At 69.7% G+C, this 23,797-nt stretch carries 19 protein-coding genes and 1 pseudogene; 10 read left to right on the plus strand and 10 right to left on the minus strand.

From position 1 onward, the window contains the following. Nucleotides 1-24: 24 nt before the first annotated feature. Nucleotides 25-1,587, plus strand: a complete 1,563-nt coding sequence (locus IEY60_RS22375) for a glycoside hydrolase family 183 protein (protein WP_189031704.1) — start codon at nucleotides 25-27, stop codon at nucleotides 1,585-1,587. Here the strand turns inward: IEY60_RS22375 and IEY60_RS22380 are convergent, their stop codons facing one another. The 7 genes and pseudogenes from IEY60_RS22380 to IEY60_RS22410 all read right to left on the minus strand — a co-directional run bounded on the left by IEY60_RS22380 (nucleotide 1,588) and on the right by IEY60_RS22410 (nucleotide 7,577). Then, the gene (locus IEY60_RS22380; protein ID WP_189031706.1) at nucleotides 1,588-2,445 is read right to left on the minus strand and encodes a 5-oxoprolinase subunit C family protein; all 858 of its coding nucleotides are present in this window, start codon (nucleotides 2,443-2,445) and stop codon (nucleotides 1,588-1,590) included. It lies immediately after the preceding gene. Nucleotides 2,446-2,499: 54 nt separating this feature from the next. Then, entirely contained in the window at nucleotides 2,500-3,213 is a 714-nt protein-coding gene (locus IEY60_RS22385) for a 5-oxoprolinase subunit B family protein (protein WP_189031708.1), read from the minus strand. A gap of 14 nt (nucleotides 3,214-3,227) precedes the next feature. After that, nucleotides 3,228-3,983, minus strand: coding sequence for a LamB/YcsF family protein (locus IEY60_RS22390; protein ID WP_189031710.1), 756 nt, complete (start codon nucleotides 3,981-3,983; stop codon nucleotides 3,228-3,230). Between the two features lie 88 nt (nucleotides 3,984-4,071). Beyond that, complete coding sequence (locus IEY60_RS35900; protein WP_229740034.1) at nucleotides 4,072-5,403, minus strand: sulfate/molybdate ABC transporter ATP-binding protein; 1,332 nt, start codon at nucleotides 5,401-5,403, stop codon at nucleotides 4,072-4,074. A gap of 236 nt (nucleotides 5,404-5,639) precedes the next feature. Then, nucleotides 5,640-6,386 (minus strand): annotated as a pseudogene (locus tag IEY60_RS22400) (ABC transporter permease); the annotation flags it as partial. A 43-nt stretch (nucleotides 6,387-6,429) separates the two neighbouring features. Then, nucleotides 6,430-7,182, minus strand: a complete 753-nt coding sequence (modA, locus tag IEY60_RS22405) for a molybdate ABC transporter substrate-binding protein (protein WP_189031721.1) — start codon at nucleotides 7,180-7,182, stop codon at nucleotides 6,430-6,432. Then, nucleotides 7,179-7,577: a TOBE domain-containing protein gene (locus tag IEY60_RS22410; RefSeq protein WP_189031723.1), complete on the minus strand. Its 399-nt coding sequence runs from the start codon at nucleotides 7,575-7,577 to the stop codon at nucleotides 7,179-7,181. The genes modA and IEY60_RS22410 overlap by 4 nt, the downstream gene beginning before the upstream one ends. Nucleotides 7,578-7,675: 98 nt before the next feature. Between IEY60_RS22410 and IEY60_RS22415 the strand changes: the two genes are divergently transcribed. After that, nucleotides 7,676-8,530, plus strand: a complete 855-nt coding sequence (locus IEY60_RS22415) for a hypothetical protein (RefSeq protein WP_229740035.1) — start codon at nucleotides 7,676-7,678, stop codon at nucleotides 8,528-8,530. Here the strand turns inward: IEY60_RS22415 and IEY60_RS22420 are convergent, their stop codons facing one another. Next, nucleotides 8,531-9,997, minus strand: coding sequence for a CCA tRNA nucleotidyltransferase (locus tag IEY60_RS22420; protein ID WP_229740036.1), 1,467 nt, complete (start codon nucleotides 9,995-9,997; stop codon nucleotides 8,531-8,533). A gap of 272 nt (nucleotides 9,998-10,269) precedes the next feature. Here IEY60_RS22420 and IEY60_RS22425 point away from each other — a divergent pair, with 272 nt between their 5' ends. Both IEY60_RS22425 and IEY60_RS22430 read left to right on the plus strand, forming a co-directional pair. Continuing rightward, nucleotides 10,270-10,725: an NUDIX hydrolase gene (locus IEY60_RS22425; protein WP_308426122.1), complete on the plus strand. Its 456-nt coding sequence runs from the start codon at nucleotides 10,270-10,272 to the stop codon at nucleotides 10,723-10,725. After that, the gene (locus IEY60_RS22430; protein WP_189031728.1) at nucleotides 10,722-13,139 is read left to right on the plus strand and encodes a DUF6049 family protein; all 2,418 of its coding nucleotides are present in this window, start codon (nucleotides 10,722-10,724) and stop codon (nucleotides 13,137-13,139) included. Before IEY60_RS22425 ends, IEY60_RS22430 begins: the two co-directional genes overlap by 4 nt. A gap of 441 nt (nucleotides 13,140-13,580) precedes the next feature. Here the strand turns inward: IEY60_RS22430 and IEY60_RS22435 are convergent, their stop codons facing one another. Next, complete coding sequence (locus IEY60_RS22435) at nucleotides 13,581-14,000, minus strand: hypothetical protein (protein WP_189031730.1); 420 nt, start codon at nucleotides 13,998-14,000, stop codon at nucleotides 13,581-13,583. Nucleotides 14,001-14,513: 513 nt separating this feature from the next. Here IEY60_RS22435 and IEY60_RS22440 point away from each other — a divergent pair. The 6 genes from IEY60_RS22440 to IEY60_RS22465 all read left to right on the plus strand — a co-directional run bounded on the left by IEY60_RS22440 (nucleotide 14,514) and on the right by IEY60_RS22465 (nucleotide 22,824). Next, on the plus strand, nucleotides 14,514-18,332 hold the full coding sequence (locus IEY60_RS22440) for a lipid II flippase MurJ (RefSeq protein ID WP_189031732.1): 3,819 nt from the start codon (nucleotides 14,514-14,516) through the stop codon (nucleotides 18,330-18,332). A 328-nt stretch (nucleotides 18,333-18,660) separates the two neighbouring features. Beyond that, nucleotides 18,661-19,218 (plus strand): RNA polymerase sigma factor SigM, encoded by a 558-nt coding sequence (gene sigM / locus IEY60_RS22445; protein WP_189032485.1) that lies wholly within the window; start codon nucleotides 18,661-18,663, stop codon nucleotides 19,216-19,218. Between the two features lie 95 nt (nucleotides 19,219-19,313). Continuing rightward, on the plus strand, nucleotides 19,314-20,054 hold the full coding sequence (locus IEY60_RS22450) for an RsmA family anti-sigma factor (RefSeq protein ID WP_189031734.1): 741 nt from the start codon (nucleotides 19,314-19,316) through the stop codon (nucleotides 20,052-20,054). A 97-nt stretch (nucleotides 20,055-20,151) separates the two neighbouring features. After that, nucleotides 20,152-21,138 carry a thioredoxin-disulfide reductase gene (trxB, locus tag IEY60_RS22455; RefSeq protein ID WP_189031736.1) on the plus strand — a complete coding sequence of 329 codons (987 nt, stop codon included), beginning with the start codon at nucleotides 20,152-20,154 and terminating at the stop codon, nucleotides 21,136-21,138. A gap of 41 nt (nucleotides 21,139-21,179) precedes the next feature. Next, nucleotides 21,180-21,512: a thioredoxin gene (gene trxA / locus IEY60_RS22460; RefSeq protein WP_189031738.1), complete on the plus strand. Its 333-nt coding sequence runs from the start codon at nucleotides 21,180-21,182 to the stop codon at nucleotides 21,510-21,512. Nucleotides 21,513-21,630: 118 nt separating this feature from the next. Further along, nucleotides 21,631-22,824 (plus strand): N-acetylmuramoyl-L-alanine amidase, encoded by a 1,194-nt coding sequence (locus tag IEY60_RS22465; protein ID WP_189031746.1) that lies wholly within the window; start codon nucleotides 21,631-21,633, stop codon nucleotides 22,822-22,824. A gap of 143 nt (nucleotides 22,825-22,967) precedes the next feature. Here IEY60_RS22465 and IEY60_RS22470 read toward each other — a convergent pair whose 3' ends face one another. Further along, complete coding sequence (locus IEY60_RS22470) at nucleotides 22,968-23,693, minus strand: GNAT family N-acetyltransferase (RefSeq protein ID WP_189031748.1); 726 nt, start codon at nucleotides 23,691-23,693, stop codon at nucleotides 22,968-22,970. Between the last annotated feature and the right edge of the window lie 104 nt (nucleotides 23,694-23,797).

Genomic DNA, 23,797 nt, shown 5'->3' on the forward strand with positions numbered 1-23,797 from the left:
TCGGATATCCATTCGAGGGAGCACATGCGCGCATCGCACGGATCGACCGCACTCGGCGCCCTGCTGGCGGTGACGCTCGCCATCCCCGCCTACGCCGCGCCGTTCCCCTGGATGCCGCCGCCCGTAAACATGTGCGGTGAAACAGGATTCGACCCACTCAACCGGTTGCCCGATCCGGCCGCGCCGCCCGCGCCGCTGCCGCCGTACGTTCCGCCGAGCATCGACATTCCCGTCGTCGTGCCGGAGTTGACCCCGGTGCCGCTGCCCGACCCGCCGCACGACAACACCCGCGTCGCGCAGGTGCCGTTGCCCTCGGATCCGTGCCTCAATCCGTGTCCCGAGGTCAGAGACACGCCCGAACCCGAAGACGGAATCGAGGAGTCGGACGACACGTCACCGAGTTCGGGTTCAGGCTCGGGTTCCGGAACGGGTTCGAGCTCGGGTTCGGGGCTGCCGCGCATCCGGCTCAAGCCCGAGCGGGAAACCATCCCGATCCCGGTGCCCGGCGGCGAGGGCGAACCGGCCCAGGAAGCGCCGCCGCGCGTGGTGCGTCCGGTCGAGCCTGGTCCGTTGCGGCCCGCTGTCGCTGCGCCGGTGGTGGAGTCGGTGCGGCTCGTCGAGCAGGTCACCGGGCACGGCTCGAACAATCGGACCGATATGCGCTGGCAGGTCGACGGCACCGACCTCGGTCTGTTCTGGGAGACCGAACCGGGCAAGGTGGCCATGGTTTTCGGCGACACGTTCGGCGAGGGCTGGGAATACGGCGGCGCGGGCTCCGATACCGCCGACTGGCGGTCCAACGTGCTCGCCTACAGCACCGACACCGACCTCGACGACGGACTCGTCATCGACTCGATGGTGCAGGACAGTCCCTGCCACGCCGCCGAACTGCTCGGCAGCCGCAAGATCGAGAACTGGGAGACGACCACGATCCCGACCTCGGGTTTCGCTATCGGGAACAGGCAGTACCTGAGCTACATGTCGGTCAACCACTGGTCGAAGATCCCCGGCATGTGGCTGACCAACTACGGCGGGCTGGCGTACTCCGACGACGGCGGGCAGACCTGGACCAAGGATCAGCATGCCCGCTGGGAGAACATGTTCGGGGTCGGCCGGTTCCAGGTGGCGGCGATGGTGCCGCACGGCGAGTACGTCTACATGTTCGGCACGCCCAACGGGCGGATCGGCGTGATCGGCCTGGCCAGGGTTCGCGCGGCCGACGTGCTCAACAAGACGGCCTACCAGTACTGGGTGGACGGCAATTGGGCGCCCGCCGCGGAGAATTCGGCGACACCGCTCGTCGGCGGCACGGCCAGCGAACTGTCGGTGCGCTTCGACGCGGACAGCGGGCAGTGGCAGATGGTCTATCTGGACGCGGTCGCCGGGAAGATCGTGCTCCGCACCGCGGCGCAACCACAGGGACGGTGGACCTCGGCGGTGCCACTGCTGTCCACGGAGGACTATCCGATGGCCTACGGCGGCTTCATCCATCCCTGGTCGACCGCGCGCGACCTGTACTTCACGATGTCGGCGTGGCAGAGCTACAACGTGTACCTGATGCACGCCCGGCTGAATCCGCCCGGCTGATCAGCGCGCGGGCACGAAACGTAATCGCTCGCCCGGCCTGGCCTGCGCCACCCGGTCCACATCCGCGTCGAGCACCACGGCGATCACCGGATAACCGCCGGTGATCGGGTGATCGGCGAGGAAGACGACCGGCTGGCCGCTCGGCGGGACCTGGACCGAACCCAGGGCCACTCCTTCCGCGGGCAGTTCGTGGGTGACCGACCGGACCAGCGGTCGGCCCTCGGCGCGATCGAGGCGGGCGCCGACGCGATCGGTGTCGGCGGAGACCACCCAGGAACCGTGGAACAGCTCGTCGGGGTCGGCGAACCAGTCGTCGCGTGGGCCGGGCCTGGCCCGGACGGTCAGCACCTCCGGTGGCACCGGCAGCGGGGCGAACTCGACGGTCGGCAAGGTGCGTGGCGACGGTCCGACCGGGAGCTGCATGCCCGTCTGTAATGGCTCGGGACCGATGCCCGACATGGTGTCGCGACTGCGGGAACCGAGCACCTTCGGCACATCGATCCCGCCGCGCACCGCCACGTAGCTGCGCAGACCCGACATGGCCAGGCCGAGACGCAACACCCGGCCCTCCGCGAGTTCGAGCACGCTGGCGTGGCCGACCGGCATGCCGTCGACGGTCGCGGGCGCGGCGGCACCGGTGACCGCGACCGTGAGGTGGGCGTCGGCGCGCAGGGCCAGCCCGCCGAGCAGCACCTCGATCGCCGCGAAGTCCTCCGGATTGCCGACCAGCCGGTTCGCCAGGCGTAGCGAAGCGCGGTCGGCCGCCCCCGCCTGTCCCACCCCGGAATCGAACCACCCGGGCCGCCCCAGGTCCTGGACCGTCGCGAGCGGTCCCACCCGCTCGATGAAGATCAGCATGCGATCACTCCCCGATTCGCTGTCGAGGCGGCGCATCGTTGAGCAGCCCTGGTGTTATTCCGTGGTCGCCGTGTCGACGAACCGTACCGCCGTCCCCGCCCGCACCAGCGCCGGTGGATCACGGTCGACCACCCACATCCGCAGATCGGTCATGCCGATCAGCTGCCAGCCGCCCGGCGTGCCCCGCGGATACACCGCGGAGTAGCCGCCTGCCAGCGCGACCGCGCCGGGTGGGATGGCGGTGCGGGCCTGGGCCCGGCGCGGCACGGTCAGCCTGCCGTCGGGCGAGGTCAGATAGCCGAAACCGGGTGCGAAACCGACGAGCGCGCACCGCCAGACGGTGCCGGTGTGCGCGGCGATCACCTCGGGGACCGACAGGTCGAGCAGCCGGGCGACCTCGGGCAGATCCGCGCCGTCGTAGCGGACCGGAATCTCCACCACGTCGTCGGGAATCTCGCTGTCTTGCACTGTTCCACGGGAAACATCGGGCGAATCCGCTTGCGGGGGTTCCTGATCCAGCCGGTCGAGCAGCGCGACGAGCTCGCGGCGGACCTGGACGCCGTAGCTCACCGAATGCATGGTCACCAGAACGGTTTCCGCCGCGGGCAGCACGTCCTGCACGCCGGCGATCGCGTGCACGCGCAGGGCGGAGGCGAGCCGTTGCACGGGTCGGGGATCGTCGAGCGTGATGAGCATGGCGCGGTCACCCGCGGGCCGGATCCGCGAGTTCCAATCGTTGGTCGTGTCCCTCGGTCCTGCCTCGTCCATCCTGCCTCCCACCCTCAGCCGAACGGCTCCACCGGAACGCCTGCCTCGTCGAGCGCCTGCCGGATTCGGCGGGCCATCTCCACAGCGGCAGGGGAATCGCCGTGGACGCACACACTGGCCACGGTCACGGCGACCGTACCGGGACCGTCTACGGTACGCGCGGTCCCTGACACCGCAAGAGAAACAGCCTGGGCGACGGCCGTGTCGTGCGGCAGCACCGCGCCGGCAACTCCGCGCGGGGCGAGGGAGCCCGTCGCGGTGTAGGCGCGGTCGGCGAAGCCCTCGCCGACGAACCGGACGCCCAGTCTGCCCGCGGCGCGCTCGAGCTCGGTTCCGGCCGGTCCGAGCAGGGCGAGTCCTGGTTCGGCCTCGGCCACCGCGGCCAGCACGGCGTCGGCGAGCAGGCGATCGCGGGCGGCCGCGTGATACAGCGCGCCGTGGGGCTTGACGTAGCGCACCCGGTCGCCCGCCGCGCGGGCGAACGCCGCGAGGGCGCCGATCTGGTACAGCATCTCGTCGCGCAGGTCGGCCGGGGCGATGGCGATATCGCGGCGGCCGAGGCCGACCATATCGCGGTAGCCTACGTGGGCGCCGATCCGCACGCCCTTGGCGACCGCGAGTTCGCAGGTCCGGCGCATGATGGACGGGTCGCCGGCGTGGAAACCGCAGGCGATGTTGGCGCTGGTGACGATGTCGAGCATCGCGGCGTCGTCACCCATCCGCCACGGGCCGAAGCCTTCGCCCAGATCACTGTTCAGGTCCAGCGGCATGCGATGCCCTCCAGTGTTCGCGCGGCACTCCCAGGTGGTGATTCGAGCATGAACGACTCCGTTCGCGCTGTCACCACCGGGGCGTGGTTCAACAGGCGTATACCCGAACCTCGGTGGCTTTGACCGCGAAGAACACCTCCGCGCCGACGGCGAGACCCAGCTGGGCGACGGCGGCCGGGGTCAGGTCGGCGCTCAAGTCGGCCTGCGGTGCGTCGCCACGGACCCGGACGATGCCGCCGTGATCGGTGATGTCGACGATCTCGACGGCGAACACATTGCGCGGACTGCCGACCGGTCGTTCGGTGAACACCGAGACCGCGGCGGGGGAGAAGACGGCCGCGGCGTCTGTCCCGGGTACGAAATCACCGACCACACAACCGTCGACGCGCAGACCGTCGATACGGACAGCGCCGAACGCCTGCGCTGCCACCGGAGCGTCGACACGCCCACCCGCCGCACTCGGCCAGGGCGCCCGCTCAGCTCGGCGACCCGGCGCGTGCTCGACCTGACCCGCCCGATCTGGCGCGTGCTCGACCCGCTCCGCCAGACCTCCCGCGTGCTCGACCTGATCCGCCAAGCCTGGCCGGTGTTCCACCTGGTCAGACGGCCGGGGCGGGCTTTCGGACGGGACGGGTGCCGCCGCCTCGATGCCGGTGCCATGCAGGAGGTTCAGGCCCGCGATGCGGGCGGCGAACGGGCTGCGGGGGTGGGACATGACGTCGGTGACCGGGCCGGATTCGGCGATCCGGCCTGCCTCCAGGACGACGATCCGGTCGGCCAGGGTGATGGCGTCGATGATGTCGTGGGTGACCAGGACCGCGCAGCGCGGGTGGGCGCGGCCGGGTTCGTCGCGTAGGACGCGGCGCAGGAGGGTGCGCATGGCGGGGGCGACGTCGACGTCGAGGGCCGACATTGGTTCGTCGAGGAGGAGCAGGTCGGGGTCGACGGCGAGGGCGCGGGCCAGGGCGACTCGCTGGGCCTGGCCGCCGGAGAGGGCGCCGGGGTGGCGATCGGCCAGGGTGACGGCGTCGACGGCGGCCAGCCAGTCGGTGGCGATCGACTGTGCCGCACGGTTTCTCGCGCCCCGGCTGCGCGGCCCGAAAGCCACGTTGTCGCGCACGCTGAGGTGCGGGAACAGCAACGGGTCCTGGGCAAGTAGCGAGATGCCGCGCCGATGTGGCGGTAGCGCAATCCCTTTCGCGATCTCGGTCAGTGTGCGATCGCCGAGCCGCACATGTCCCTCGTCGGGGACGATCAGCCCGGCTATCACCTGCAGCAGACTCGATTTGCCCGCACCGTTCGGCCCCAGGACAGCAAGGACTTCACCCGGGGCGACCTCGATCCGCACGTCGAGATCACGATCGGCGATGCGGGCGGCCACCGACAAACCGGCGTGCTGCGGTGCGTCGGTCCCGGTCATCGCGCCGCCTCCCCGCCGCTGTCGGGATCCTGCCGACCGGCGCCGTGGCCTGGCGCCCCGGTATCCGGTGTCATCGCACTGCCCGTCCCCGCAGCCTCGCTCTGACCTGCGGCTCCCTTCGACCCGGCGGGGCTACCGTGTGCCGCGCCCCTGCCCGATCTGTTGGTCAGTGAGCCGGGGCGGCCGGAACTGCGCAGCTGGGTGCCGGGAATCGGGCTGGTCCGGCGGTAGGCGAGCAGCACGATCAGCACGGCGACGATGATCAGCACCACCGAGAGGGCAACGGCGGCATCGGGATCGGCTTCGCGCTGCAGGTAGATCTCCAGTGGGAGTGTGCGGGTGCGACCCTGGAGGCTGCCCGCGAAGGTGAGGGTGGCGCCGAATTCGCCTAGGGCGCGGGCGAAGGCGAGGACGGCGCCGGAGATCAGGGCAGGTCGCAGCAAGGGCAGGGTGATCTGCCACCAGACTTTGCTCGGACGCGCGCCGAGGGTGGCGGCGATCTGCTCGTATCGGCTGCCCGCCGTCCGCAGTGCTCCTTCGAGAGTCAGCACCAGGAACGGCAGGGCCACAAAGGTTTGCGCCAGCACCACCGCGGTCGTGCTGAAGGCGATGGAAATGCCCGCTGCCTCCAGGTGCTCACCCAGCAGCCCGCGCCGACCGAAGGTGTAGAGCAAGGCGATGCCGCCGACGACCGGCGGTAATACCAAGGGCAACAGCACAAGTGCGCGCAACACCGGCAACCCTCGCCAGCGCGCTCTGGCCAGTACAGCGGCCATCGGCACCCCGAAGACGAGACACAACACCGTGCTCGCCGTGGCGGTCCGCACGCTCAACCACAGTGCGTCCCTCGATGCTTCGGTACCGATCAGCTCGACGAACCGGCCCCACTCGACGCCCGCCGCCAGCGCCGCCAACGGCAACACCACGAACGCGAAGCCGACGACCGCCGGCGCGAGCAGCCACCGGGGCAACCCGGCACTCACCCGGCACCGACCCTTGTCGGAGCAGCGGCCGTGCCGACCACGATCACGGCGCGCCGAACCCGGCCGTCGCGAGTGCCGCTCGACCGGACGGGCCGGTGACGAGCGCGGTGAACTTCGCGGCCGTCTCGGCCTGTTTCGAATCGGCAACCACCGCAATCGGATACGTGTTCACCGCCGCCGAGGCCTGCGGGATCGGCACCGAAGTCACCTTCGCGCCCGCACCGGCCGCATCGGTGACATAAACCAGTCCGGCATCGGCCTGGCCCGAGGTCACCTTGGTGAGGACGTCGGCGACCGAGGACTCCTCGCTCACCGGGCGCAGTGTCTGGCCCGCCGCATCGGCGACCTTCTTCGTCGCGCGTCCGCACGGCACCTGCGGTGCGCAGACGACCAACGCCGCACCATCGAGATCGTCGATTCCGGTGATGCCCTTGGGGTTTCCCGGCGCAGTGACCAAGGTGAGGACATTGGTGGCGAAAGTGGCCGGGGTGGCGGTGATCCGCCCGCCCTGCACGACCTTGTCCATGGTCGGCTGATCCGCGGCGGCGAACACGTCGGCGGGAGCACCTGCCAGCAGCTGGGCGGCCAGGTCGGACGAGCCTGCGAACGAGAACTGCACATCGACACCGGGATTCGCGGTCTCGAAGTCCTTCTCCAGCCCGATGAAGACGTTCTTCAAGGACGCGGCGGCGAAGACGGTCAGCGTCGATGTCGGCGCCTCGGTGGAGTCGGCGCCACCGCAACCGCTCGCCGTGAGCACCACCAGCGCCGCGCCCAGCGCGACCCGGCGGATCATTCGGCGGCCCGCTCGACCACGACCGTCGTCGCCTTGACGCTCGCCAGCGCCACGCTGCCGGGTTCGAGCCCCAGCTCGCGCACCGATTCGCTGCTCATCAGCGAGACCACCGTGAAAGGACCGCATTGCATCTCCACCTGCGCCATCACCGTGTCGGCCACCACCCGGGTGACCAGACCGGGGAACCGATTGCGTGCCGAGCTGGCACTACCCACCTGGGTGTGCGGCGGACGCGCCTGCTCGACCGCCAGCTCCGCGAGGTCTCTGCCCTCGATCACCAGCCGCCCGGCCGAATCCTTGGACGCCGCGAGCGTGCCCGCGTCGATCCACCGACGCACGGTGTCGTCGCTGACGCCGAGCAGATCGGCCGCTTCCTTGATTCGCAGTGTCGCCACCGGAACAGAATAGTTCCGCAGAATCGGATGAAACAAGAAACTATCTCCGCACATGCGGAACCTTCCGGCCGTGATGCGCGCACAACACGCCGCTGACCATGGCCGCTGGGGTCGCGGCCAAGTACGCTCGGACCATCATGGCCACGTATTTCGATCCGAAGTCCTGGTCACTGTCGGGCGCTGTCGACCTGGGCAGACGCCTGCTCGACCCGTCGTGGATCGACCAGTGGCTCGGCTTCACCACGTCCTGGGCCGACCCCGTCGCCGACCTGGGCTCCGGCACCGTCACCGCGCTCATGCCCGATGTGTTGATGACCGTGCTCAGCGAGGGGATCCTCAGCAGGTTCGGCGGGCAGGAAGTCAGCGCCACCCTGCTCGGTCACGACCTCACCGCCACCCTCGACGTGTTCAAGGTGCGCAGGCGCGGCGCCCATTTCCAGAGCAAGACGGTGCTGTCGGACCTGGTCTGGGACTCGCACCCGTTCGACAACGTCACCGTCATCGCGCACGGGGTGCGGCTCATCCCCGGCGTGCCGACCAAGGTCCGCGTCCAGCAGCTCGACATCGAGGGCACCATCGGCATCGGGGCGCTCGTGGAATGGGTGGACGCGCAGAACCTGGACTGGCGGGTGCATCTCGACGAGCGCGGCCGCATCGTCGCGACGCATCGCACCCGCAAGATGCGAGCAATCGTCGACGCGCAGGTCTACGACAACCTGCTCAGCATCGACATCCGCAAGGCCAGCTGGCACGGCATCCGGCTGCCCAAGCGCGCAGTACCTGCGCCCGCGCTGCTGCTCGACGACCTGCCCAACCGGGCGAGCATCACCTACGCCCACCGGCGCGGTGACAAGGTGCGCTTCCGCATCGAACTGCCCGAGACGACCGGCTCGTTCGACCTGGCGCAGATCCGCTCGGCCATCGTCGCAGGCACCACGCTGATCGTCTTCTGATCAGGCGTTCTCGGCGGCCCACCACTCGAGCAGCGCCGCTTCGGCTTCCTCGCGGGTCATCGGGCCACGGTCCAGGCGCAGGTCCTTGAGGTAGTTCCACGCCTTGCCGACCTGCGGACCCGGGGACAAGCCGAGCAGCTCCATGATCGAATTGCCGTCCAGATCGGGCCGCACCCGCGCCAGATCCTCCTGCTCGCGCAGCGTGGCGATGCGCTCCTCGAGCTCGTCGTAGGTGGCGCGCAAGGCCGCGGCGCGGCGCTTGTTGCGGGTCGTGCAGTCGGCGCGGACCAGCTTGTGCAGGCGATCGAGCAAGTCGTCGGCGTCGGTGACGTAGCGGCGCACCGCCGAATCGGTCCACTGCCCCTTGCCGTAGCCGTGGAAGCGGAGGTGCAGGAACACCAGACGCGCAACCTCTTCGGTGAACGCCTTCGGATACTTCAGGGCGCGCATGCGCTTGCGCACCATCTTCGCGCCCACCACCTCGTGATGGTGGAAGCTGACCCCGCCGCCGGGCTCGTTGCGCTTGGTGTCGGGCTTGCCGATGTCGTGCAGCAGCGCCGCCCACCGCAGCACCAGGTCGGGATCGCCCTCCTCCTGGTCGATGGCCTGGGAGAGCACGGTCAGCGAATGCTGGTAGACGTCCTTGTGCTGGTGGTGCTCGTCGATCTCGAGCTTCATCGCCGGCACCTCGGGCAGTACCCGCTGCGCCAGGCCGGTGTCGCACATCAGGTTGATGCCGTCGATCGGGTGATCGGCGCCGATCAGCTTGTCGAGTTCGGTGCGCACCCGCTCGGCGGTGATCCGGTCGATCTGGTCGGCCATCTCCACGATCGCGGCCCGCACCCGCGGCGCCACGTCGAAGCCGAGCTGGGCGACGAAGCGGGCGGCGCGCAACATCCGCAGCGGATCGTCGTCGAACGAATCCTGCGGCGCGGCAGGGGTATCGAGGACGCCGTCGAGCAGGGCGTCGAGACCGTCGAGCGGATCGACGAATTCGAGCGAGCCGTCACCGGCGATCTTCACCGCCATCGCGTTGACCGTGAAATCGCGGCGAACCAGGTCACCCTCGAGCGTGTCACCGAAGGTGACCTCGGGATTGCGCGAGACCCGGTCGTAGGTGTCGGCGCGGAAGGTCGTGATCTCGAGCTGCTGGTCGTCCTTCGCGGCGCTCACGGTGCCGAAGGCGAGGCCACCGGTGTCCCAGAGGTGGTCGGCCCAGCCGCGCATCATCTCCTGCACCACGTCCGGCCTGGCATCGGTGGTGAAATCCAGATCGGTGCCGAGCCTGCCCAGCACCGCGTCGCGCACACTGCCGCCGACAAGATAAAGGGAATGCCCGCGCTCGGCGAACATCTCACCCAACGGCGTCAGCACATCCGACAACTGCCCCAGCGTCACCGCCGCCGCGGCCAGCAGCCGAGCTCGACGATCCGCCACAGCATCAGGGACAACGTTGGGGGAAACCACGAACAGCCAGCCTACTGGGCCACCCGCCCATCTATCCAGGAGGTATCGCCCCACCCACTGATCACGCGAGAACATGGGTAACTCCCCGACCCCCTCCCACCTGCCCCGAACGCGCGCGAGACCGACTGCCAACAGTCGAGCTACCGGACGGCCCGCTGGAGTCGCGGAGAGGCGGATAAGCTTGCTGGGTGTCTCCTCCGGCCGATCGCGCGAACAGTCGACGCCGCCAGCCGCGGCGGCGGGGTTCGGCGAGCAATGCCGGTAAGCCGCGGATGCGCACGGTGCGCGAGACCTCGGCGGGCGGTCTCGTCGTCGACGGCCTCGACGGTCCCAGTGAGCACCGCTCCGCCGCGCTGATCGGGCGCACCGATCGCCGGGGGCGACTGCTGTGGTCGCTGCCCAAAGGGCATATCGAAGCGGGGGAGACCTCCGAGCAGACCGCGATTCGCGAGGTCGCCGAGGAGACCGGCATCAACGGCGAGGTGGTCGCCGAGCTGGGCAGCATCGATTACTGGTTCGTGACCGAGGGCAGGCGGGTACACAAGACCGTGCACCATTTCCTGCTGCGCTCGCTCGGCGGTGAACTGTCCGACGCCGACGTGGAAGTCACCCAGGTTGCGTGGGTTCCGTTGAGCGAGTTGGATTCCCGATTGGCCTATGCCGACGAACGGCGGCTGGCCGAAGTGGCGAATCGAATGATCGACCGGATGGAGACCGGCAAGCGATGACGGGTGGACTGTTCCGGCTGATCACGGCGGTCCTGACCATCTTGGGTTCGGTGACGCTCCTGCCGGCGGTCGGGCACGCGCAACCGGACGGGTCGGGCGCGTCGGCACCGAAATTCCTCAAGCTGACCCTGGACGCCATCGCGCCGGGCACGGTCACGACGAGCAGCGACCCGGTGCTGACGGTGTCGGGCACCGTCACCAATATCGGCGACCGGGTCGTCGACGATGTCGCCGTGCGGATCCAGCGCGCCGCGCCGGTGGACTCGCCGAGCGGGCTGCGCAGTTCGCTACGGCTCGACCAGGTGAACTACGAGATCACCGGGCCGTTCCAGGATGTGGCGCAGCGGTTGAGTCCCGGTCAGCGCAAACAGTTCTCGGTGCGGATCGCGCTGCGGGCAGGCGGTGACGGCGCCTCGCTCGGGCTGACCGATCCCGGGGTGTATCCGCTGCTGCTGAACGTCAACGGGGAACCGGCCTACGGCACCCAGGCCAGGCTCGACGACGCCCGCTTCCTGCTGCCGGTGCTCGGACTGCCCGCAGGGGACGGTGGCGCGTCCGAGCCGGTGCCCGCGCCCGCCGACGCGACGCCGGTGGCGACCACGCTGATCTGGCCGCTCGCCGACCGGCCGCGCATGGTCGCGGGCAGGCCGGGGTCGGTCAACGGGCAGGCCGAACTGCTCGACGACGAACTGGCCGTGTCGGTCGGCAAGGGCGGACGGCTCGAACAGCTGGTTGCCGCGCTGGAATCGGTCGCGCCGACGCCAGGTCGCGAGCGCGGGGTGGCGAGCTCGGTGTGTATCGCGATCGACCCCGACCTGGTGTCGACCGTGCAGACGATGACGCGCGGCTACCGGGTGCTGGCCAGCCCGTCCGACCCAGAAGGCGCGACCAGGGAGGGGACCGGGGCCGCGAGCGCGCAGGCCTGGCTCGACCGGTTGCGCGCGCTGGCCGGGTCGATGTGCACGGTGGCGTTGCCGTTCGCGCAGGTCGACGTGTCGGCGCTGGCCGCGGTGAACGATCCAGGGCTGTCCGCGCGGGCGCTGCTGGCACCGGCCGACGTGGTGGACGCGATTCTCGGCACCCAGTCGCTGCGTGGGGTCGGCCTGCCCGATTCCGGCAGCATCGACGATCCGGCCGGGCAGCTGCTGCGCGGTCACGGGTACGGGACGGCGGTGCTGGCGAGCACGGCCGTGACCACCGACGACGCGCCGAGTGATACCGAGAACGCCCTCACCTCCGCGCCGGTGACGCTCGAACCGGGCGTCGTCGTCGGTGGGGAGCAGGCGGCGCCGGACGTCGTCCGGGTGCCCGGGGTGAGCATCGACCCGCCCGCGGCCGCACCGGCGACGACAGACCCCGCGCTGCGCGTGACGACCTTCGACATCTGGACAGCGACCGCGCTGGCCGCCGTCGGCTCGAACCCGCCGACCCCGTCGTTCACACCGTCGAAGGTGCGCTTCGACGTCACCAACGACTCGCGCGCGGCCCGGTTGCAGGACGCGCTCGGCGCGATGGCCTGGACGGCGCTGAACCCGGCGGCGGACCGGCCACGCTCGCAGCTGCTCATGCCGCCGCAGCAGTGGGGCGCCAACCGGGAAGAGGGCATCGCGCTGCTCAAGCAGGTCGAGCTGCTGACCCGCAACAATCTCGCGAGCCCGCGTAGCTTCGCCGAGCTCGTCGCCCAGGCGCCCGACCCGCGCCCGTTCGCGCTCGAATACCTCCCGCGCGCCGCCCAGGACGCCGCGCCGGAGCGGTTCGTGCCACCGATCCACGCCCAGGGCGCGCGCATCACCGAACTGATGCGCGCACTGGTCGAGCTGCCGGAATCCGAGCTCACCCCGCACGCCTTCATGACCCCGGCCAGGGAAGACCTGCTGCGCGCGCTGAGCCTGTCCGACCGCAGGACCGACGACGACACCCAGGCCGATCTGCACGCCCAGCGCCGCATCGATCAGGCCACCCGCGAACTCGACAAGATGTTCGCTTCGGTGTCGGTGCTGCCGCCGGGCGGGGTGTACACGCTGGCCTCGGAACAGAGCCCGCTGTTGCTGGTTGCCCGCAATGAACTGCCGGTCGCGATCCGGGTGCAATTCCGGATCGAGGCGCCCGCCGAGACGAACATCACCGATATCGGCGAACAGCTGCTTCCGCCGTCCGGCACCCGCTCGTTCCAGATTCCGACCGAGGTGAGCGACAGCCGTAAGCTGGTGATTCCGATTTCCCTTACCACGCCCGACGGCGTTGCGCTAGGCGAGCCGACCTCGGTCTCGGTGCGCTCGAACGCCTACGGACAGGCCTTGGCCATAATTACCGCATGTGCCGGAATACTGCTGTTGCTGTTGGCCGGGCGCCGGTTGTGGCGCCGGTTCCGCGGACAGCCCGATCCCGCCGACGAGGGATTCGAACGGCACTGATCGCCCGCGCCTGACACGCGGGCGGGGGAACATGGCAGACAAGGACGAGAGTGGCACGGGTGAGCGAAACGCTCATCGGACCGGCGGGATTCGCGGGTTACGCCGGGTACAGGAGGCATGATGGGCGACGATGATTCCGCTCATCGGCACGACCACGACGATCGTCGCGACGGACCGGCACAGCGCCCTGCGCCCGTCGCGCCGTGGGAGCGTGGGATGACTGCCGGGGAGCACGAGGGGAACGTCGCCGCACCGCGTCCTGGTGAGCCGGGGCATCGACCGCAGCCGCCACACCGGGCTGGAGAACCTGGCTTCGACCAGCCGGGTGTGCGTCGTCAGCCTGGACCTCAGCCAGGCGCCGGACCCCGGCCCGGCATGCCGCCGGGTCAGCCTGGGTACCGCCCCGCTGAGCAGGCGCCACCGCCCGGGTTTCGGCCCGTATCACCGGATCATCCCGGCGCACCGCCCGCGGGATACCGTGGCCCGGATCAGCCGCGCGGTCGCTATGGCGACGGTCGTCAGCAACCGCCCCCGGCCGGTCGTTCCGGTGAATTGCCGCGCGTGCAGCAGCCGGGGCAGTCCGGTGAATTTCCACAGCAGCAGCGGCCCGGTCAGCTCGGCCGTCCCGGCGTTCCGCCGCAGCAGCACCCCGGCCCTGCTGATCGTTCCGGCGAGTTCCCGCAGCAACAGCGGCCTGGTCAGATCGGCCGTCCCGGCGTTGGGCCGCAGCAACCTGGTGCCGCCGGTCGTTCGGGCGAGTTCCCGCAGGCACAGCGCCCGGGTCAGCCGGCATCGCCGCGTCCAGACCCCGCCGCGCGGCCGGGGGACTTTCCCCCGTCGCGTCAGCCCCGGCCTCCGCACCCCGCCCAGGGTGCTCGTCCTGGTCAGCCACCCCAACCCCCTCGTCCGGGTTCGGGTGCACGCCCGGGTGAGTTCCCGCCCGACCAGGCACCGCGCTCCGGCGAGTTTCCCCAACAGCGGCCCCCGGCGCCCAGCTCCGGTACGCGGCCGGGGGAGTTTCCGCAGCGACCGGGGCAGCCCCCGCGGTCAGGTGAGTTTCCCCAGCAGCGCCCCGCGTCGGCGCACGGGTCGCCCTCCGGTGCGATTCCGCGGCAGGCGCGTCCCGATCTCGACGCGGGGGTACGCCCCCAGCGGCCGCAGGAAGGTGCGGTTCCGCCGCGGCCCGCGCCCGGTGCGCGCGCGGGAGACTTTCCCCCGCGCGGTCCGCAGTCCGGTGCTATCCCCAGGCAGGGTCGCCCGGAGCGGCGGTTCGGTGAACAGCCCGTCAAGCCCGGCGGCGGTCAGGACACCGCTGGGCGACGACCGGAGGGTCAGGAGCGTCGCAACGCCACGCAACGCCCCTCGTACCCAGGGATGCCTGGCACGCCGATCGGCGCTCATGCGGAATCCGCACGTAGCTCGGCGCGTGGTCGAGGCACCGCCGTCGACGACCAGGCTGCCGCCAAGACCCAGAGGATCGCGCGCCCCAAGCGGGTGACGGCCGACAAGCCCGACACCCCGCAGAGCGCCAACGCGAAACTGCTCAAGGACTCCGGTTCGATCGCCGTCGCGACGCTGATCAGCCGCATCACCGGGTTCGCCAAGCAGCTGCTGCTGCTGACGGTGCTCGGTCCCGCCATCGCCAGTGCTTTCATCTCGGCGAACCTGATCCCGAACATGATCGCCGAGCTGGTGCTCGGCGCCGTGCTGACGGCGATCGTCGTGCCGACCCTGGTCCGCGCCGAACACGAGGACGCCGACAACGGCGCCGCGTTCGTGCGCCGGTTGGTGACGGCGGCCTTCACGGTGCTGTTCGTCGCGACGGTACTGACGCTGGCCGCGACCCCGATCCTGGCCGGCCATGTGCTCGTCGACTCCGACGGCAAGGTCAACACCGACCTGACCACCGCGCTGACGTACCTGTTGGCGCCCGCGATCCTGTTCTACGGCATGTCGGCGCTGTTCACCGCCATCCTCAACACCAGACAGGCGTTCAAACCAGGCGCGTGGGCCCCGGTCCTGAACAACATCGTCGTGCTCGCGGTACTGGCGCTCTACGCGTTGACGCCGGGCGAGATCACGCTCGATCCGGTGCGGATGAGCGACCCGAAACTGCTGGTTCTCGGCATCGGCGTCACCGCGGGTGTGGCTACCCAGGCGCTGAGTCTGCTGCCCGCGATCCGCAGGCACGGCATCAATCTGCGTCCGCTGTGGGGCGTCGACGCGCGGCTCAAGCAGTTCGGCAAGATGGGTGGCGCGATCATCCTGTACGTGCTGATCAGCCAGATCGGCCTGGTCGTCGCGAACAACATCGCCTCCGCCGCCGACGAGGCCGGTCCCGCGATCTTCGCCAATGCCTGGGCGCTGCTGCAGCTGCCCTACGGCGTCCTCGGTGTCACGCTGCTCACCGCGATCATGCCGAGGCTGAGCCGCAACGCCGCCGCCGACGACACCCCGGCCGTGGTCGACGACCTGTCCGTGGCCACCCGGCTCACCATGATCGCGTTGATCCCGGTCGTCACCTTCCTGACCCTGGCGGGTCCGGAGATCGGCCAGGCGCTCTACGGATACGCCCAGTTCGCCGGCGATGCCGAACGCCTCGGCAGTGCGGTCAGCTGGTCGGCGTTCTCGCTCATCCCGTACTCCCTGGTGCTGATCCACCTGCGCGTGTTCTACGCGCGCGAGCAGGCGTGGACCCCGACCTGGATCATCCTCGGCATCACGACGGTCAAGATCCTGTTCTCCGCGCTGGCGCCGGTCCTGGCCCGCGACAGCGACGACGTGGTGATCATTCTCGGCGTCGCCACCGGCCTCGGTTTCACCGCGGGCGCGGTGATCGGCGGCCTGCTGCTGCACCGCAGTCTCGGCGATCTGCGCATGGCCAACGTCGGGCGCACGGTCACGCGCGTGCTGCTCGCCTCGGTGGCGGGCGGCGCGGTGATGCTCATCGTCGACACGGTGACCAGGATGGACCACCTCACGGGCGGTCCGGCGTCGCTGCTGCGCGTGACCGTCGGCGCGCTGGTGATGTTCTCGGTGGCGTTCGGCCTGATGCGCCTGGCCGGAATTCCCGAGGTCGTGGCGATCACTGTCGCGGTGTCGCGCAAGCTGGGCATCACCCCGCCCGCGCCGGAGCTGGACCTCGACGAGAGCCCCGCCGACGACATCTACGCGACCACGGTCCTGCGCAGGCCCGACACCTACGGGTTCCCGTCGTATGGGCCGTCGATGGATACCCAGACGATGATCCTGCCCGTAATCCGGCCGGGTGCTGTTGACCTCACCGGCCAAGCGCAGTTCCCGTACGCTGTTCGGCAGACCGACATGGGTAGTGATGTCGTGAACACGCGGAAGGATCCGCGAGATCAGGGCGAAGGAGGACCGAGGGTGAGCGATGACGCGGTGGGCGGCGTCCCGGCCGCTGATTCTGCGGCGCGCAAAGCAGGAGGAATGTCCACCGATGTCGATCCTGCCGCGTCCGCGACAGGATCCGAGCACGCCGCCACGCCCGACGAAGCCGAATCGCCACATCACGGCTCGGCGGACGACGAGCGACATCCGGCGGACGAACCACGGCAGGACATGCCACACGATCCGACCCACGACACCGGCATGTTGCCGATCCCGCCGCAGGTCCAGCCCTCGGCGAACCGCGCGCAGCGCGGCCCGAAGCTGATCCCCGGCGCGTCCGTCGCCGGTGGCCGGTACCGGCTGCTGGCCGGTCACGGCGGTGCGCGCGGGCTGAGGTTCTGGCAGGCACTCGACATCAAGCTCGACCGCGAGGTCGCGCTGACCTTCGTCGACGCCGATCAGAAGTCGGGGGAGAACTCCGGCCACGACGGCCCGCAGGCGATCCTGTCGCGCACGCTGCGCCTGGGCCGGATCAACTCGCCCGGCCTGGCCAGGGTCCTCGACGTGGTCCGCGGTAGCTCCGGCGGCATCGTCGTCGCCGAGTGGACGCCCGGTCGCTCGCTGCGCGAGATGGCCGAGACGGTGCCGTCGCCGATCGGCGCGGCCAGGGCCATCAGGGCACTCGCCTCGGCGGCCGAACTGGCCCACCGCGGCGGTGGCTCGCTCTCGATCGACCATCCCGACCGGATCCGGATCAGCGCCTCCGGTGACGCCGTGCTCGCGTTCCCCGGCACCCTCGGCGATTCGGACGCCCAGGCCGACGTGCGCGGCCTCGGCGCGATGCTCTACGCCCTGATCACCGCCCGCTGGCCGATCCGGGTCGGCGGTGTCACCGGGACCGCCGCCACCATCGGCGGTCTGCACCTCGCCGACTTCGGTCCGGACGGCACACCGGTGGAACCGCGCCAGATCCGGCCGGAGGTCCCGTTCGAGATCTCGGCCGTCGCGGTCCGCTCGCTCGAGTCGAACAAGGGTGTGCGTACCGCGGCCACCGTGCAGCACGTGCTCGAGCAGGCCTCGGTCGTCGACCAGAAGACCGATTTCATCCCGGTTCTGCGGCTGGGTCAGCGCGCCGTGGCGAGCGGACCGGATTCGCTCGCCGATCCGGAGCTGCTCGCCGCCGAGCGGGATCGCTCCAAGCGGATGATGTGGATCATGGTCGGCCTCGGCGTGCTCGCCGCGCTGGTCGTCGGCATCTTGATCTGGTGGATGGTCAGCATCTTCGCGCCCGGCGCCTCGGACAAGCCACTGGACGAGCAGATCAACATCGGGCTCACGTCCAGCGTCGCGCCGCCTGCCGCGGCGCCGCCCGCGGGCCAGACCCCGGCCGCGCCGCCGACCAGCTTCCCGGTGCCGGTCACCGGGGCGGCGGTGTTCTCCCCGGAGGGCACCCCGGACGGTGCGGCCACGGCGGGCGCGGTGCTCGACCAGAACCCGGCGACGGTGTGGCACACCGATCAGTACTTCCAGCAGTTCCCCGCCCTCAAGAAGGGCGTCGGCCTGCTGGCCACGCTGCCGACGCCGGCCAAGGTGACCAATGTTTCGATCACCTCGCCCAGCGCGGGCAGCACCGTCGAGATCCGCACCTCGCCCACCGAGGCGCCAACGCTCGACCAGACCCAGCTGATCGGTTCGGCCAAGCTCGGTGACGGGATCACCGACATCGCCGTGCAGACCGATCAGGCCGCGCGGTTCGTGCTCGTCTGGATCACCGGACTGGCGAACTCGGGCGGGCAGTTCCAGACCGAGATCGCCGACGTTCGTTTCGACGCGGCGCCCTAGTCCGCGCTGCCATCTCCCACCGCTATCAGCGCAGGTGGCCGCCCACTTCCGCGCCGGATGCCGACCGTCATCGAACGCGGTTCGGTTGGTGCGCAATTGTTATCGACGATATGATCGCCCCGCGCTCTCGGCAGGGAGCTACCCAGGATCTGTCGACGTCGATCCTGGACGCCGCGTAAGTAGTCAGGTGATGGATCGGCCTCGTTCGCCGACGTGAAGTCGCCGTAATGAGCGCTGTCCAAGGGGTCAGGTGTCGCCGGAAGTCAACGAGCAACTCCGCGGGGAGGGAACGCGGCAGGTCGCCGCATACCGCGACCGCTCGTTCCTCCTGGAGAACGGCAGTGACAAGCAATTGCTGGCCGCCCATGTCCGTGGCGAGCCGCACGCGTTCGCCGAACTGCTGCGCAGGCACAAGGACCATCTGTGGCAGACCGCCCTGCGCACCTCCTACAGCCGCGAGGACGCCGCCGACTCGCTGCAGGACGCCCTGCTGTCGGCGCATCGCACCGCGCACTCGTTCCGGGCCGAGGCCGAGGTGCGCAGCTGGCTGCACGCCATCGTCGTCAACGCCTGCCTCGACCGGATCCGCCGCAACAAGACCCGGCGCGCGATATCGATCACACCCGACGTCATGCCAGAGGCGGTCGACCCGCGCGACGAGTTCGCCGAGTTCGAATTGTCGACCGTGGTCGAGGAGGCGCTGTTCACCCTGCCGGAGGATCAGCGGCTTGCCCTGGTCATGGTCGAGATGGAGGGGCGCAGCGTGTCCGAAACAGCCGTCTTGCTCGGCGTGGCGGAGGGCACTATCAAGAGCCGATGCTCCCGAGCGCGCGTACGTTTGCAAGAACGTTTGGACTTTTTCCGGGATCCGGGGAACCGGATCTAGTCCGGATGCGTCAATAACAGTGACGAACAAGTCTGCGATGTAATCCTGCGATCCGATCTCGACAGAACAGGGGAGGTGCGAGGGTGTCTCGATCCGTGCCGCAGCCTCCGTTCCCGTCGGAACTGCTGGCCGATCTGCATGCCGACAACCTCGCGCCGGAACTGCGCGAGCAACTGTGGCCGACCGTCAGCACCGACCCAGACGCGCTGCGTTACCTGAATCAGCTCGACGAGGTGAACGCTCACCTCCGCAGGCTCGGCAACGACGAGCGGGTCATGCACCGCATGCCCGACGACGTCGCCGACCGCATGTTCCGTTTCGTCGCCGACCTGGACGCGGGCGACGGTCCTACCGAACGACTCACACCGCAGGCCGCGGCGCCGGAGCTACCGGCCGAACCGCCGGTCTCCCTGGCGCAGTACCGATCCCGTCGCCGGATGGGCCTGCTGGCCGCGGCAGCCGCCACGGTGGCCGTCCTCGCGGGCGCAGGCGCGGTCGTCAGCACCCTCGACAGCACCGACGGCACCCCGACCGCGGCGCAGTTCACCGAGCCGGCCACCCCGGGCGACGAACTCACCACCGCGGCCGCGCTCAGCGCACTGGGCAAGCGCGAGGTCCGCGGTCCGCTGGCCGACGACACGGCACTGACCCGCTGCGTCCAGGCCAACGGCATCGACCGTGCCGTCCTCGGTGCGTCGAGTATCACCTTCCGTGGCTCCGACGCGGTCCTGGTGCTCGTCATCGGGCCGGAGCCGCCGACCATTACCGCGCTGGTCGTCGGCGCGGGCTGCACCACCGGCGCACCCGAACAGCTGGAGCTCCGCGATATCGGCTGACGCGGCTGCTTCTCGGACAGCGCCGTAGCACCGGGAACAACACCGTTTAGGCTGTTGTTGACCGACACGTCCCCAGCTTGTCTTTCGGAAGGGCCCCATGAGCACGCCAGTTCGCGACCTGATCATCGTCGGCTCAGGACCCGCCGGCTACACGGCAGCCGTCTACGCCGCTCGCGCGGAACTACAGCCCCTCGTCTTCGAGGGCACCCAGTTCGGCGGCGCCCTGATGACCACCACCGAGGTGGAGAACTTCCCCGGCTTCCGCGAAGGCATCATGGGTCCCGACCTGATGGAGCAGATGCGCGAGCAGGCCAAGCGTTTCGGCGCCGACCTGCGCACCGAGGACGTCGACGCGATCGACCTGTCCGGCCCGATCAAGAAGGTGACCGTCGGCGACGAGACCTTCGAGGCCTACGCCATCGTCCTCGCCATGGGCTCGGCCGCGCGCTACCTGCACGTGCCGGGTGAGCAGGAGCTGCTCGGCCGCGGCGTGAGCGCCTGCGCCACCTGCGACGGCTTCTTCTTCAAGGGCCAGGACATCGTCGTGGTCGGCGGCGGCGACTCGGCCATGGAGGAAGCGACCTTCCTCACCAAGTTCGCGGCCAGCGTCACCGTCGTGCACCGTCGCGAGGAGTTCCGCGCCTCGCGAATCATGCTCGAGCGCGCCAAGGCCAACGACAAGATCAAGTTCCGGCTCAACGCCGAAGTGGTGAAGGTCAACGGCGAGAACAGCGTGTCCAGCCTCACCCTGCGCGACACCCGCACCGGCGAGGAGTCCGAGCTCGCCGCGACCGGCCTGTTCGTCGCCATCGGCCACGACCCGCGCAGCGAACTGGTCAAGGGCCAGGTCGCGCTCGACGGCGAAGGCTATGTGCAGGTGAGCGAGCCGGGCACCGCCACCGACGTGGCGGGCGTGTTCGCCGCGGGCGACCTGGTCGACCACACCTACCGGCAGGCGATCACCGCGGCGGGCACCGGCTGCCGCGCCGCGATCGACGCCGAGCGCTGGCTCGCCGAGCAGGGCGACATCACCGCGAACACCCTCGAAAACGCCGACGGCTCGGCAGCAGTGTCCACCAACTGATTTCGAGCACGTCGAGTTCCACCCCAGCAAGGAGTACACCCATGGCCGAGAGCGCCAACACCATCACCGTCACCGACCAGTCCTTCGCCGATGACGTCCTGCTCAGCGAGAAGCCGGTGCTGGTCGACTTCTGGGCCGACTGGTGCGGTCCGTGCAAGATGGTCGCCCCCGTGCTGGAGGAGATCGCGGGCACGCACGCCGACAAGCTGACGATCGCCAAGCTCGACACCGAGGCCAACCCCGGCACCGCCCGCGATTACCAGATCCTGTCCCTGCCGACGATGATCCTGTTCCAGGGCGGCAAGCCCGTGAAGCAGATCGTCGGCGCCAAGGGCAAGGCCGCGCTGCTGCGCGAACTCGACGGCCTGATCTGACAAAAGCACCTCCTACCGGCCGACGCGCCGTAGGATGCCTGGACCCGGGATTCCCGTAAAGCGCCCCGGGTCTGAGACAATCGAGGCGACGCTCCGGCCGAAGAAAGGGCTCTTACGCATGCACCGACTTCGTCACGGCGATTCAGGACCAGCCGTCGCAGAGGTTCGGAGCACCCTCGCAAGCCTCGGCTTCCTGCATCCCCAGCACGGCGACTACTGGAAGGACACCGACGCGGAGTTCGACCGCCCGCTCGACTCGGCGGTTCGCGCGTTCCAGCAGCAGCGCGGTCTGCTCGTCGACGGGGTCGTCGGTCCGGCGACCTATCGCGCGCTGAAGGAAGCCTCCTACCGCCTGGGTGCCCGCACGCTGATCTACCAGCTGTCCGCGCCGCTCTACGGTGACGACGTGGCCACCCTGCAGCGCAAGCTGCAGGACCTCGGCTTCTACGTGCACCGGGTCGACGGCTACTTCGGCCCGCACACCCACGACGGTCTCAGCGCCTTCCAGCGCGAGATCGGCCTGTCCGCCGACGGCATCTGCGGTCCCGACACGTTGCGTTCGCTGGATCTGCTCGGCGCGCGCGTCACCGGCGGCAACCCGCATCGCATCGCCGAGGAAGAGGTGGTGCACCGGGCGGGCCCGCAGCTCACCGGCAAGCGGATCGTCATCGATCCCGGATTCGGCGGCGCCGACAAGGGTTTCGCGGTGCCCACCGAGTTCGGTGACGTCTACGAGTCGGAGATCCTCTGGGATCTGGCCTCCCGGCTCGAGGGCCGGATGGCCGCCACCGGCATGGAGACGTTCCTGTCCCGGCCGTGGGGCGCCAACCCCACCGATGCCGAACGCGCGGAGACCTCCAACGCCTTCGACGCCGACCTGATGATCTCGCTGCGCTGCGCCACCAGCGACAACCCGTCCGCCAAGGGCGTCGCCGGTTTCTACTTCGGCAACTCGCACGGCTCGGTGTCGATGATCGGGCAGGTGCTGGCCGGGTTCATCCAGCGCGAGGTGGTCGCCCGTACCTCGGTGCAGGACTGCCGGACTCATCAGCGCACCTGGGATCTGCTGCGGCTCACCAAGATGCCGACGGTCCAGGTCGATCTCGGCTACCTCACCAACGAATACGACGCCTCGGTGCTCACCAATCCGCGCATGCGCGACGTGATCGCCGAAGCCATCCTCATCTCGGTCAAGCGGCTGTACCTACTCGGCCAGGACGACCAACCCACCGGTACCTACACCTTCGCCGAGCTGCTTGCCGAAGAGCTGGCCGCCGCGGAGTCGGGCAACGTCCCCGTGCCGCGCGCCTGACGCTTTCAGGACGCAAAAGGCCCCGCGGATTCACCATTCCGCGGGGCCTTTCCACTGATCTCGCGACTACATGGGTAACTCACCGGGAACGGGCCGACGTACCCTCATGCTCGCCGCCGGCCGCGTCGCTACCCACTCCGCACCTAAGACTGGCCGGCAGTCACGGGGAGGCGGATCTGCGCCGCGGCGAGCAGCTGGTCGAGTGCGCGCTCGACGTCTTCCTTCCAGCCGTGGTCGGAATCCAGTTCCAGCCGCAGCCGGGGGAAGCGATGATGCGGGGCCACCACTTCGAAACCGACCTCGGTGAGGAAATCGGCGTCGATCATGCAGGTTTCGGGGGTGCAGTGGGTCGCGGCGGCCGGATCCCGCAGCGGCGCCGCGATCCGTTCCATCAGCCGCATCGAGGACCCGAGACCGCGGTCGGCCAGCGAGTTGCTCGCCGGACCGTTGCGAATACCGAACGCCTCGATCGCGCGCACGCCACGACGCACCAGATCGGCCACCACGGCCTGAATCAGCCGATGGGCTACATCGGCCTCCTCGTAGGGGAATTCGGCCTGCAGCGTGGTCAGCAGGACCGCGTCCGGGCTCACGGGGGAGGTGGGGAACAGGGTCGACCGCGGCACGGCACTCGGGGGCGAGTACAGCGCGCAGCCGGCGATGTTGTTGTCGACATGCGCCAGCTGACCGCACGAGCCCCATTCGAGCATCACGGTCGAGAGCCAGGCTTCCTTCTCGAAGACCGGATCGCTGAAGGCGTGGGAGTCGGCAGCGACGGCAGGATCGAGCTCCCAGAACACACACCGCCGGGTGTGCGCCGGGAGCTGATCGAGTCGATCGAGAGTCAATGCTGTGACGCTGGTCGACACCGCTCTGCTCAGCCTCCAGCTGTCCGATTCATCCACGCTCACGCCACATCACTATCCACAGTAATGCCGCCTCTTTCAATTATGTAGAAAGGCTGGGAGTGCCC

It is taken from the genome of Nocardia rhizosphaerihabitans (assembly GCF_014646295.1).
Taxonomy (GTDB): Bacteria; Actinomycetota; Actinomycetes; order Mycobacteriales; family Mycobacteriaceae; genus Nocardia; species Nocardia rhizosphaerihabitans.